At 54.9% G+C, this 13,827-nt stretch carries 5 protein-coding genes and 1 CRISPR repeat array; of the genes, 3 read left to right on the forward strand and 2 right to left on the reverse strand.

Annotated elements, in window-relative coordinates:
• Window positions 1-40 precede the first annotated feature (40 nt).
• The 3 genes from cas12b to cas2 all read left to right on the forward strand — a co-directional run bounded on the left by cas12b (window position 41) and on the right by cas2 (window position 5,524).
• Entirely contained in the window at window positions 41-3,421 is a 3,381-nt protein-coding gene (gene cas12b / locus JI721_RS06545; protein ID WP_274457245.1) for a type V CRISPR-associated protein Cas12b, read from the forward strand.
• Window positions 3,422-3,547: 126 nt separating this feature from the next.
• Window positions 3,548-5,224 carry a CRISPR-associated endonuclease Cas4g/Cas1g gene (gene cas4g/cas1g, locus JI721_RS06550; RefSeq protein WP_274457246.1) on the forward strand — a complete coding sequence of 559 codons (1,677 nt, stop codon included), beginning with the start codon at window positions 3,548-3,550 and terminating at the stop codon, window positions 5,222-5,224.
• Window positions 5,225-5,230: 6 nt separating this feature from the next.
• Complete coding sequence (cas2, locus tag JI721_RS06555; RefSeq protein WP_274457247.1) at window positions 5,231-5,524, forward strand: CRISPR-associated endonuclease Cas2; 294 nt, start codon at window positions 5,231-5,233, stop codon at window positions 5,522-5,524.
• A 383-nt stretch (window positions 5,525-5,907) separates the two neighbouring features.
• A CRISPR array of direct repeats spans window positions 5,908-10,981; the repeat unit is 36 nt; unit sequence GTCGGATCACTGAGCGAGCGATCTGAGAAGTGGCAC.
• A gap of 320 nt (window positions 10,982-11,301) precedes the next feature.
• Here cas2 and JI721_RS06560 read toward each other — a convergent pair.
• Both JI721_RS06560 and JI721_RS06565 read right to left on the reverse strand, forming a co-directional pair.
• Entirely contained in the window at window positions 11,302-12,366 is a 1,065-nt protein-coding gene (locus tag JI721_RS06560) for a tartrate dehydrogenase (protein ID WP_274457248.1), read from the reverse strand.
• Between the two features lie 33 nt (window positions 12,367-12,399).
• Window positions 12,400-13,797 (reverse strand): purine-cytosine permease family protein, encoded by a 1,398-nt coding sequence (locus tag JI721_RS06565; RefSeq protein WP_274457249.1) that lies wholly within the window; start codon window positions 13,795-13,797, stop codon window positions 12,400-12,402.
• Between the last annotated feature and the right edge of the window lie 30 nt (window positions 13,798-13,827).

Here is a 13,827-nt window from a genome sequence, read left to right on the forward strand (position 1 = left end):
GTTGCGCTCCATTCCTCCATCCTTGAACAGAGGTGTGAACATGGCCGTCAAATCCATCAAAGTGAAGCTTCGTCTGAACGACATGCCGGAAATTCAAGCTGGTCTATGGAAACTCCATACGGAGGTCAACGCGGGGGTTCGATATTACACGGAATGGCTGAGTCTGCTCCGTCAAGAGAATTTGTATCGAAGAAGTCCGAGTGGAGACGGAGCACAAGAATGTGATAAGACTGCAGAACAATGTAAGGCCGAATTGTTGGAACGGTTGCGTGCACGTCAACTGGAAAATGGCCACCGTGGTCCGGCGGGATCGGACGATGAATTGCTACAGTTGGCTCGCCAACTTTATGAGCTATTGGTTCCGCAGGCGAGGGGTGCGAAAGGTGACGCGCAGCAAATTTCGCGCAAGTTTCTCAGTCCCTTGACCGACCGGGACGCAGTGGGCGGCCTTGGAATCTCTAAGGCGGGGAACAAACCGCGGTGGGTTCGCATGCGCGACGCGGGGGAACCTGGCTGGGAAGAGGAGAAGGCGAAGGCTGAGGCGAGGAAATCTGCAGACGTGACTGCGGATGTTTTGCACGCGCTCGCGGATTTTGGGTTAAAGCCACTGATGCGCGTGTATACCGAGTCTGAGATGTCTTCGGTTCAATGGAAACCGCTGCGGCAGGGACAAGCTGTTCGGACGTGGGACAGGGATATGTTCCAGCAGGCCATCGAACGGATGATGTCGTGGGAGTCTTGGAATCGGCGCGTCGGCGAAGAGTACGCGAAACTCACAGAACAAAAAAATCGATTTGAGCAGAAGAATTTCGTCGGCCAGGAACATCTGGTCAAGCTCGTCCATGAGTTGCAACTCACTATGAAAGAAGCATCGCCCGGACTCGAATCGAAAGAGCAAACTGCACACTATGTGACGGGACGAGCACTGCGCGGAGCGGACAAGGTCTTCGAGAGGTGGGAGAAGCTTGCCCCCGATGCACCTCTTGATTTGTATGAGACCGAAATCAAGAATGTGCAAAGACGTAACACGAGACGCTTTGGATCGTATGACTTGTTTGCAAAATTAGCAGAGCCGAAGTATCAGGCCCTGTGGCGCGAAGACGCTTCGTTTCTCACGCGTTACGCGGCGTACAACGGTATCCTTCGCAAGCTGAATCACGCCAAAATGTTCGCGACATTTACCTTGCCGGACCCAACCGTGCACCCGATTTGGGCTCGCTTCGACAAACTGGGCGGGAATTTGCACCAGTACACCTTTTTGTTCAACGAATTCGGAGAAGGCAGGCACGCGATTCGTTTTCAAAAGTTATTGAAGGTAGAGAATGGTGTCGCAAAAGAAGTTGATGATGTCACCGTGCCCATTTCAAGGTCAACGCAATTGGACAATCTGCTTCCCAGAGGTTCCACTGAACCGATTGCGCTCTATTTTCGAGATTACGGAGCCGAGCAGCCTTTCGAAGGTGAATTCGGCGGAGCAAAGATCCAATACCGTCGAGACCAGCTGGAACAATTGCGCCGACGCAAAGGGGCGGGGGACGTTTATCTCAATTTCAGCGTACGTGTGCAGAGTCGGTCCGAGGCACGGGGTGAACGGCGCCCGCCGTATGCCGCAGTATTTCGCCTGATTGGAGACAACAATCGGGCTTTTGTCCATTTTGATAAATTATCGGATTATCTTGCGGAACATCCGGATGAAGGGAAGCTCGGGTCGGAGGGACTACTGTCCGGGCTGCGGGTCATGAGTGTCGATCTCGGCCTGCGAACATCCGCATCCATCTCCGTTTTTCGCGTTGCCCCGAGGGATGAGTTAGCGCCGAACTCGAAAGGACGCGTCCCGTTCTATTTTCCCATCAAGGGAAATGATAATCTTGTCGCCATTCATGAACGCTCCCAACTTTTGAAGCTTCCGGGCGAAACGGAGTCGAAGGAGTTGCGTGCAATTCGAGAAGAGCGCCAACGGACATTGCGGCAGCTGCGGACGCAGCTCATGTATTTGCGGCTGCTTGTGCGGTGTGGGTCGGAAGATGTGAGGCGGCGTGAACGGAGTTGGGCCAAGCTGACCGAGCATCCGATGGATGGCTCCGAAAGCATAACGTCGGATTGGCGCGAAGCCTTTGTAAACGAACTGCAGAAGCTCATGCCGCTTCACGGCGTCTGCAGCGACAAGGAATGGATGGAGGCTGTCTACGAGAGCGTTCGCCGCGTGTGGCGCCATATGGGCAAACAGGTTCGCGATTGGCGAAAGGACGTACGAAGCGGCGAGCGGCCCAAGATTCGCGGCTATAAGAAAGATGTGGTCGGTGGAAACTCCATCGAGCAAATTGAGTATCTGGAACGTCAGTACAAGTTTCTCAAGAGTTGGAGCTTCTTCGGAAAGGTGTCGGGACAAGTCATTCGTGCGGATAAGGGATCCCGATTTGCGATCACGCTGCGCGAACACATTGACCACGCCAAGGAAGATCGGCTGAAGAAATTGGCGGATCGCATCATTATGGAGGCGCTCGGCTATGTGTACGCGTTGGATGATGAACGCGGCAAAGGAAAGTGGGTTGCGAAGTATCCGCCGTGCCAACTCATCCTGCTCGAGGAATTGAGCGAGTACCAGTTTAATAACGACAGGCCTCCGAGCGAAAACAACCAATTGATGCAATGGAGCCACCGCGGCGTATTCCAGGAGTTGTTGAATCAGGCCCAAGTTCACGATTTGCTCGTCGGGACGATGTATGCAGCGTTTTCGTCACGATTCGATGCACGAACTGGGGCACCGGGTATCCGCTGTCGCCGGGTTCCGGCGCGTTGTGTAAAGGAGCACAATCCAGAATCCTTCCCTTGGTGGCTGAACAGGTTTGTCGCGGAACAGCAACTGGATCCATCTCTCCTGCGGGCAGACGACCTCATCCCAACGGGTGAAGGAGAGGTTTTCGTTTCTCCATTCAGCACGAAGGAGGGGGATTTTCATCAGATTCACGCCGACCTGAATGCAGCGCAAAATCTGCAGCGGCGACTCTGGTCCGATTTTGATATCAGTCAGATTCGGCTGCGGTGTGATCGGGGCGAAGTGGACGGTGAACCCGTCTTGATTCCGAGACTTACGGGAAAACGAACTGCGGAATCCTATCGTAACAAGGTGTTTTATTCCAATACAGGTGTCACCTACTACGAACGAGAGCGGGGAAAGAAGCGAGGAAGGGGGCTGCCGCTGGAGGAGCTGTCGGAGGAAGAGGCGGAATTGCTTGTAGAGGCGGACGAGGCGAGGGAGAAATCGGTCGTTTTGATGCGCGATCCGTCCGGCATTATCAATCGTGGTGACTGGACAACGCAAAGGGAGTTTTGGACGCTGGTGAACCAGCGGATTGAAGGGTACTTGGTCAAGCAGATTCGCTCGCGGGGTAGTGCGTGTGAAAACACGGGGGAAATTTAGCAGCAAGAGACTTCTTGCAATGTCCGAGGAGATTGCGGTGTTTAGAAGTCGCTCTATCGGCCGAGACTGGTAAAAGATGTACAGCGCGGTGATGGCACCAGACTGCCTGCGGGTGGAGTGAGCGACATGGCCATACCGATTCGAATGCTGAATGAACTCTCTTATTGTGAACGCTTGTATCATTTGATGCACGTGCAGGGGTTATTCGAAAAATCCGCGGACACAGTGGAAGGCAGCGGTCAGCACGACCGGGCCGAACGGCGCCGAAGACCGTCCGACCTGGGGCAGGATGTGTGGGATGCTGCACCGCAGAGTCTCCATTTGGGCGACGAGGATTTGGGCATCGTGGGCAAATTGGATGCCATTCGCTATCAGGAAAACGGGTATTGGGAGCCCGTTGAAGCGAAACATTCAAGTGCGCCAAACGGTGACCGTTCATTTCACATCGGCGGGTGGGAATTGGATGGCACGGCGTGGCCGAATGACCAGATACAGTTATGTGCACAGGGGTTGTTGCTCAGAGCCAATGGATTTCCGACGATTGCGGGCCAGTTGTTCTACCGAGGAAACAGACGAACGGTTCGGATTGTGTTTTCCGACAATTTGATTGCCGCGACAGTCGCCACCATCCGGAGAGCACACGAGTTGGAGCAGGCTCCAATGCCACTGCCGCTGTTGAATTCCGACAAGTGTTTCCGATGCTCGTTGAACGGTGTCTGTTTGCCGGACGAGACGATTCGCTTGACGAATCCGGACGGAGAAGATGCGCCGATAAGAGATATTGTTCCGAGCCGAGATGACTTAGGGACCGTGTATGTTTCGGAGCCTGGCAGCCGGCTCGGAAAGCGTGGTTACGAGTTGACCATCACGTCGAAAGAGGGCATCGAATCGACCGTCCCGTTAAAAGATATTCGGCACATCTCAATCTTTGGGAATGTTCAGATTTCAACTCAGTTAGTACACGACTGCATGGAATCTGGCATCCCCATCAGCTACCTCACCGCCGCCGGGCGTCTTGTCGGGATGAACCACAACTTGATTTCGAAAAACGTCTTGGTGCGGCGTGAGCAGTTCAAGCGGTTCGGTGACGAGCGTGATCGGCTGATGCTTGCGAGATATGTTGTCCGCGCCAAAATTCTCAATCAGCGCACGATGCTTCGTCGTAATGCATCCGGTTTGGAAAAGGTCGTTCTCAAAGATTTGTTCGAGCACGCCCGACGTGCAGAAAAGGCCTCTTCCATTGACTCGCTGCTCGGTATCGAAGGAATTGCGGCGAAACAGTATATGCAGGCGTTTCCGATGATGTTGAAAGTGAAAGACGTTCCTGCTGGCGAAACGCTGATGAACGGCAGAAATCGCCGCCCTCCGAAGGACCCGGTCAATGCTTTGTTGTCACTCGGATACTCCTTGCTGGAACGGGAGATGTATGCAGCCTTGGCTGCGGTGGGCCTCGACCCCCTGATGGGTTTTTACCATCGGATTGAAACAGGGCGCCCGTCGCTGGTGCTGGACATGATGGAGCCGTTTCGGGCGATCGTCGCGGATTCGGTGGTTATTCGAACATTGAACACCGGTGAAATTGCCTGGGATGACTTCTACCTTGGGCAGGAGTCCTGTTCGCTGAAGCTGCCTGGACGGAAACGGTTTTTCCAGGCGTTTGAGCGGCGCATGCATGAGACCGTGACACATCCAGTGTTTGGGTACAAATTAAGTTACCGCCGAATGCTGGAACTAGAAGCGCGCTTCCTGTCGCGCTATCTGATGGGCGAATTGCCGGCGTATCGCCCAATTGTTACGAGGTGATGGGCGATGCGCCGATATGTATTGGTGAGTTACGATATCAGTGATCAAAAACGCTGGAGAAAGGTATACAAAATCGTTCGAGGCTATGGCATGCACGTGCAGTATTCGGTGTTCCTATGCCAACTCACCGACCAGGATGAGGCTGAGTTGAAGCAGTTGCTATTGGATGTGATTCATCAGTCGGTCGATCAAGTCATTTTTGCAAGACTTGGAACCGTGCAGTCGAATGCAGCAGAGAGGAATATGTCGTTTATTGGGCGGGACTTCATACCATTGGATTTGAGGGGATTCGTGTTCTGAGGTCAAGTGAAGCGTGAGGTAGTCAATATGGACAGATAAATTTGCGGCAGCGGGGCTTGTGAAGGATTGATGTGAATCTGAAAAATGGGTAAAATAGAGTCTGTCTAAAGGACAGATTTATCAACAGGCGTGCCAATGGCCACTTTCCAAGTGACAAAGCCTGTTGAGCTTCTCAAAGAACGCTCGCTCAGTGTTCTGACCTTTCGAGCGCCTGCTCAGGGCGAAAACCCTGGGAGGCGCTCGAAGCATAGGTGGGACAATGGATTCGCGGCGAAAACGACAGGAGAGAACGAGACTGAAACGGGACGAAGTCGATGTTAAAAATCAAGTGCTCGTTAATGGGCTTGACTCTCCGCGTGGTTCAAGGGCTGCGAGCGCCCGCTGTCGGATCACTGAGCGAGCGATCTGAGAAGTGGCACTGATAAAATGACGGTTTGATACCGATATACGGACCGGTCGGATCACTGAGCGAGCGATCTGAGAAGTGGCACGCCGATGTTGTCAATATCAGGAACACGTTTGCCTTTCGTCGGATCACTGAGCGAGCGATCTGAGAAGTGGCACTTAAAGCTCGACAGCTCATCGATGACAACCGTATCGTCGGATCACTGAGCGAGCGATCTGAGAAGTGGCACGGATAAGAGAGCGCGTCATGCGATACCACGCGTACGTCGGATCACTGAGCGAGCGATCTGAGAAGTGGCACATGGTTCTGAGCGCATTGAACAGTCTCGACATGTGTCGGATCACTGAGCGAGCGATCTGAGAAGTGGCACACCGCCACGTCGTAAATCGCCTGTTTGACGGATCCGCGTCGGATCACTGAGCGAGCGATCTGAGAAGTGGCACAAAGAAGCCATCGGCCACCACCAGACAGCGCCGGCGGTCGGATCACTGAGCGAGCGATCTGAGAAGTGGCACTAGAATTAAGGGTGAGGTGAGAACGTGTCTGGAAACGTCGGATCACTGAGCGAGCGATCTGAGAAGTGGCACCGATCATATGATTCTTCCGTCTTATTCGGAGCTTGGTCGGATCACTGAGCGAGCGATCTGAGAAGTGGCACTCCAGTGATCGAATGTCGTGCATTTCTGCCGGCAAGCGTCGGATCACTGAGCGAGCGATCTGAGAAGTGGCACGCACTCTTTGCATACAGCCTTGCCATGAAAATAAGGTCGGATCACTGAGCGAGCGATCTGAGAAGTGGCACATGCAGGATTGGCGGCGACACTTGCAGGTGGTTTTACGTCGGATCACTGAGCGAGCGATCTGAGAAGTGGCACAAATTAGTAAACTGCTGAATGTATGGTAAAGGATCTTGTCGGATCACTGAGCGAGCGATCTGAGAAGTGGCACGAGGCCACCGTACCAGTTGATTTCAAGCGCACCGCCGTCGGATCACTGAGCGAGCGATCTGAGAAGTGGCACTCAGTCAACGAGAACGGAGTCTCAAGGAGGTGAACGTCGGATCACTGAGCGAGCGATCTGAGAAGTGGCACATTGAAAAGCTAGATGCTGCAAATTACAGGTGGAGTCGGATCACTGAGCGAGCGATCTGAGAAGTGGCACTTGTGTAGAATTTCCTACGATCCCCTAGGCCTAGGGTCGGATCACTGAGCGAGCGATCTGAGAAGTGGCACCAACTGGCGAGGTCTCAACTATAACGTCTAATCTCTCCGTCGGATCACTGAGCGAGCGATCTGAGAAGTGGCACATCGTGCCGTGAGTACGCACGTAATGCACAACCCTGCGTCGGATCACTGAGCGAGCGATCTGAGAAGTGGCACACGGCCGCAGGTGGGTTGTTGTTGGTAAGGGGCTGCGTCGGATCACTGAGCGAGCGATCTGAGAAGTGGCACGATGACGGTAAAAACACCGGATCGTACGCGCTCGGGGTCGGATCACTGAGCGAGCGATCTGAGAAGTGGCACGGTGACCCGCGCGTAGCAAGCGCCCAGGTGACTGTTGTCGGATCACTGAGCGAGCGATCTGAGAAGTGGCACAAGATCAGAGTTGTCGATGATGATGTCGAAGCTATGTCGGATCACTGAGCGAGCGATCTGAGAAGTGGCACGGATCAATTCGTCGCCCATGCTGTCGGATTTGGCCAGTCGGATCACTGAGCGAGCGATCTGAGAAGTGGCACGAACACTTCCTTTTGCTCATCCCACGGAACCAGGCTGGTCGGATCACTGAGCGAGCGATCTGAGAAGTGGCACCTGGCAGGGCCAAGTTCAGGACGAGGAAACAGGCGAAGTCGGATCACTGAGCGAGCGATCTGAGAAGTGGCACAAGTAACGTAGGCCCAGTCGCCTTTGTGTCCTTCGGTCGGATCACTGAGCGAGCGATCTGAGAAGTGGCACTCGTATTCCTCTTGCGTATAATGCGCGGGCTTGCGTAGTCGGATCACTGAGCGAGCGATCTGAGAAGTGGCACTTTGAACGGCTGCGCTTTGGTTTCTCAGGTGTTGAAGTCGGATCACTGAGCGAGCGATCTGAGAAGTGGCACGTCATATGGATGACGTGTTGTCAGTGCTCGCCCTGTCGGATCACTGAGCGAGCGATCTGAGAAGTGGCACGCTTATGGCAGTTTCCAACAATCTGATGCGTAAGGGGTCGGATCACTGAGCGAGCGATCTGAGAAGTGGCACGTATGCTTCCCGACGGCCACATGCCGGTGCGAACGTCGGATCACTGAGCGAGCGATCTGAGAAGTGGCACATCCCACTCGCGGTCCCATTCTTGGTTGACCATCTTTCGTCGGATCACTGAGCGAGCGATCTGAGAAGTGGCACGGCCAACCTTCCCCGTCCACACCCGGGCCAGGTTTCGTCGGATCACTGAGCGAGCGATCTGAGAAGTGGCACGTAACCATTCATGGAATATGACAAGCGCATACGGAGTCGGATCACTGAGCGAGCGATCTGAGAAGTGGCACTCCAACGCCCATTTCATCGTCAAACCGAACCTTGCGTCGGATCACTGAGCGAGCGATCTGAGAAGTGGCACTGTGGATGCCGCAAGGAGGTAACAACGTGGCAACTTTGTCGGATCACTGAGCGAGCGATCTGAGAAGTGGCACCAAGTGAGTAATAGTTATCTCCGCTGAGAATGGGTTGGTCGGATCACTGAGCGAGCGATCTGAGAAGTGGCACAATACCACGAAGCATTCTCCACCACACCCGCCAAGTGTCGGATCACTGAGCGAGCGATCTGAGAAGTGGCACGTCACTCAGCATGAAAACGCCGTTCTAGCGCAACGGTCGGATCACTGAGCGAGCGATCTGAGAAGTGGCACATACCTGCGTAACATTTAACGGTTGTTCCGACGATGTCGGATCACTGAGCGAGCGATCTGAGAAGTGGCACAAGTCTGATTTTCTTAGATGCTTCCGCATTATAGTGTCGGATCACTGAGCGAGCGATCTGAGAAGTGGCACCACAGCACTTTGCGAGGTGATGACGAATGCAATGGCGTCGGATCACTGAGCGAGCGATCTGAGAAGTGGCACATTCACCTCATAACGCCGCCATTTGCACCCCACCGTCGGATCACTGAGCGAGCGATCTGAGAAGTGGCACGCTCGGCGATCTTGCGGCTCACAGCGGCGTACTCGGTCGGATCACTGAGCGAGCGATCTGAGAAGTGGCACGAGGGTGCGGGTCTCGGCCCGTACCCTTATCTATGACGTCGGATCACTGAGCGAGCGATCTGAGAAGTGGCACGAATTGCATCTTGTGACGTCCGCGTGACGTCCGCGTGTGTCGGATCACTGAGCGAGCGATCTGAGAAGTGGCACTATTTTCCCCGAAACACCTTCCACGTTACAAACGGTCGGATCACTGAGCGAGCGATCTGAGAAGTGGCACCTACTGTGCGTTTCATACTGATGAACCCCCCATGAAGGTCGGATCACTGAGCGAGCGATCTGAGAAGTGGCACGATAACAAATACAACGGGGGCGTCTTCGGGCGTCCCGTCGGATCACTGAGCGAGCGATCTGAGAAGTGGCACCGTTGACCGTATCGCCGAGCCGTACAGCCTCATGCGGTCGGATCACTGAGCGAGCGATCTGAGAAGTGGCACCGGTGTTGCGCTGGCGATGGCGGCGCGTGTTTTCACGTCGGATCACTGAGCGAGCGATCTGAGAAGTGGCACGGCGCATAGCGGGTGTGCTCGTAGGTATGCCAAACGTGTCGGATCACTGAGCGAGCGATCTGAGAAGTGGCACATCATGGCAACGCATGGCGCGGTGCACTCCGTGACGTCGGATCACTGAGCGAGCGATCTGAGAAGTGGCACAATCTTCAGTTGTAGTTCCGCCGTTTGCCGAGACGGTCGGATCACTGAGCGAGCGATCTGAGAAGTGGCACGTTGGTGTACTCGACCAACAGGCCCTCCTCGCGGATGGTCGGATCACTGAGCGAGCGATCTGAGAAGTGGCACGTTGAAGTCACGAAGATCAAGTAACATTTCGCACATGCGTCGGATCACTGAGCGAGCGATCTGAGAAGTGGCACCGTCTGGGACTGAGGATGTACCGATCCCATCATCGTGGTCGGATCACTGAGCGAGCGATCTGAGAAGTGGCACCCTTATCGTCCTCCGGGTGCAACCCCGGCGCCACGTCGGATCACTGAGCGAGCGATCTGAGAAGTGGCACAGTTGATGCTGAAATATTCAATCGGCGTGATGAGTGTCGGATCACTGAGCGAGCGATCTGAGAAGTGGCACCGATCAAGGCCGCAGATGTTGGAGGCAAGTTGTGCGGTCGGATCACTGAGCGAGCGATCTGAGAAGTGGCACTCACAAGGGATCATCTGATGCACATCATCGAGATGGGTCGGATCACTGAGCGAGCGATCTGAGAAGTGGCACACGAGTTTCTGGCAGAGGAGAAGGACTGGACGTGCAAGCGTCGGATCACTGAGCGAGCGATCTGAGAAGTGGCACGGATATAACTATTTACATTTCGAGAAGGATATTTAAGTCGGATCACTGAGCGAGCGATCTGAGAAGTGGCACACGGATTGGCTGCGACGAGAGGATGAACTTTTGATGTCGGATCACTGAGCGAGCGATCTGAGAAGTGGCACATAACCAGCGCTGACTTCGCGCTTCCCGTTTTGGGTCGGATCACTGAGCGAGCGATCTGAGAAGTGGCACGATGCCCTGAGCAACCATATGAATGAGATTTTCGCGTCGGATCACTGAGCGAGCGATCTGAGAAGTGGCACCGTAGTATGCCGTTTGTCCGGATGTTTCCCACGGAGTGTCGGATCACTGAGCGAGCGATCTGAGAAGTGGCACCTCAGATGACATAATCACGGTGGGCTTCGGAATCTTAAACGGTCGGATCACTGAGCGAGCGATCTGAGAAGTGGCACTTCGTCAGTACCTTTGGGTTGCACCTGACTGAGACGGTCGGATCACTGAGCGAGCGATCTGAGAAGTGGCACAATTCTGTCGAGTGTCGTTTCACTCCCTGCATCAAGTCGGATCACTGAGCGAGCGCACATCCCGGCCGCGGCCCGTGCCGCAGCGTCAATCGCCGCATGAATATCGGCCGGGGAGGCGGACGGGATCTCCGCGATGAAGGCTGCCATCGCAGGGGGCGGTCAGCGTTGTGTACTGGTCCGTTGGCACCCATTTGCCATCGATGAATAGGTCTTTTTTCAAGCAAAATCACTCCTGTACAAATCTGACCGAATCTCTCGACACAGGTCCGATCACGATGCAGGTCCAATCTCGACCGTTCTTACCGCGTAGCTGCGCCGCCTTACTTGGCCGCCGCTTTCATGTGTGCAATGACCCGTTCGGTCACCTCGGTCATGGTTGCACTGCCGCCAAGGTCGGCTGTTTTCACGTTCTCCACGAGCGTTTCCTCGATGCCGTAAAGCACAACCGATGCAATGTCTTCATACCCGAGGAAGTCCAGCATCATTTTTGCCGTCCAAATTTGCCCGATGGGATTGGCGATGCCCTTGCCTGCAATGTCGGGCGCGGACCCGTGCACGGGTTCGAACATGGAAGGGTACTTGCGCTCGACGTTGAGGTTGGCCGCTGGGGCGATGCCGATGCTGCCCATGATGGCACCTCCGATGTCGCTGAGAATGTCTCCGAACAGGTTTGATGCGACAACGACGTCGAGGACGTGTGGTTTCATGACAAACAGCGCCGCCAGCGCGTCAATGTGCATGCTGGTGGTTTGAATGTCCGGGTAAGCCTGGCTGACGTCGCGGAACACGTCGTCCCAGAAGGGCATGCTGTGCGCGAGTCCGTTGGACTTAGTCGCGCTGGTGACATGACGCCTTCGGCGCTGTGCCACCGACAGTGCATATTCCATCACCCGTGCACAAGCCTTGCGCGTAAAAACGGAAGTCTGCAGCGCCATTTCATCCGGGCCGTTGTGGACGCGTCCGCCGACATCGGAGTACTCTCCTTCGGAATTTTCGCGGACGACCAGGATATCAAAGGACTGTGGGTCGGCGAGCGGAGATTTCATGCCGCAGAGCAGCTTCGCTGGCCGAACATTAATAGACTGCTCCAGCTCCTGCCGGATTTTCAGCAACAGGCCGCCAAGCGAGATGTGGTCGGGTACGAGGCCGGGCATGCCGACTGCGCCGAGGAAAATCTGTTCAAAGGATTTCAGTGTTTCAATGCCGTCGGAGGGCATCATGGTTTCATGCTGCAGGTAATATTCACAGCCCCAGGGGAATGTGGTCCATTCAAAGGCAATGCCGCCGTGAATCTGGGCTGCCGTTTCCAGCACTTTTAACGCTTCGGGGACGACTTCCTGTCCGATGCCGTCTCCAGGAATGACTGCAATGGCGTGTTTGTTCATGTTCTTCTCTCCCTCTCTTTCGCTGCAACAGGGTTACTGTGCAGCGGTCTTTGCAACCACAGCATCCTGTTCAAGTTCGCCTGTGGTAGCCAATCTCGGCTTCATGGCAAAGTAGTAGATGGTGGACGGCAGCAGCAGTGCGATGATCCAGGCGAAATCTGCATGGCCCCAAGCCTTGGAGATGGGTCCCTCGTATATGCCGGCGACATTCATGAACGGAATCTCGCAGACAATCGTCAGCAGGTATGCGCCAATCGAGATCCAGTTAAAGCGGCCGTACTTTCCGTTCAAATCGAAGATGTCCTTGATGCTGTAGTTGCCCTTTCTCAGCAGATAGAAATCCACCAGATTGATGGCACTCCAGGGGACCATGATGTACTGCAGCATCAGCATGAAGTCGCCGATGATGGTGATGAGGCTGCCTTGCCCCTGGATGCCGATCCACGTGGCCACTGCGTCAATCATACCCAAAATAACAAAGCGGGCGGTCGGCGTCACTTTGATTTTGGTGAACGGTTCAATCGTGGTGACCGTCGCCATGAAGGCGCAGTAGAGATTCAGCACGTTGACGCCCAAAATGCCCAGCACGATGACGAGGTACAACATGGGGGCCGCGACGGGGCCGACCATTTGTGCCAGCACGCCGGTCGGGTCGTCTCCGAAGCGCGAGGTGGATGCAATCAGAAGGACGCCAATCAACATTGGCCACGCGGTACCGAGGACACCGCCCGCGTATGTCCAGCCAAACGTCGCCTTGCTGGAGGTGTTCTTCGGCAAATACCGCGAATAGTCCGCCACATAGGGGGCGTACGTGAGCAGCCAGCTCACGCAGATGCTCATCGCCATCATGAAGGGTCCAAATTTGAAGCCGCTTACAGACCAGCTGTGCGCTGGAAAGGGCAGGCGAAACGCTTCAATGGTAATGAACAGGAAGAAGAGCGCGAAAATAATGGCAAAGTATTTCTCCACGGTGTGGATGACATCGTACCCGTAGGTGGTGACGAGCAAGGTGACGGCGTTCAGGACGACCATTGCCAGCCAGATGGGGACGCCGTGAATCGCGCTGTGAATCGCCTGCGCGCCGAGCAGTCCGCTGTAGTAGACGGACCCGACGTACATCACCATGACCAGGATGAGCGGCAAGATCGCGCCGATGACGCCGAACTGGGCCCGGCTTTGAATCATTTGCGGAATCCCCAGCTTTGGCCCTTGCGCGGAGTGTGTCGCCATGAACAGCCCGCCAATCAAGTTGCCCACGATGACCACCAGAACCGCCCAGAAGACGTTCAGTCCGAGGGCCAGCAGCGCGGCGCCCGTCATGACGGGCGTGAGCTGCATGTTTCCGCTGAACCAGATGTTGAACAAGCTTCGGGGCTTTCCGTGCCGCTCTTCCTCGGGAATGAAATCAATACTGCGTTTTTCGACTAACATTGAATCCCCCCATTTTACGCATCGATTTAC

The sequence above is a fragment of the Alicyclobacillus cycloheptanicus genome, assembly GCF_028751525.1.
Lineage (GTDB): Bacteria > Bacillota > Bacilli > Alicyclobacillales > Alicyclobacillaceae > Alicyclobacillus_L > Alicyclobacillus_L cycloheptanicus.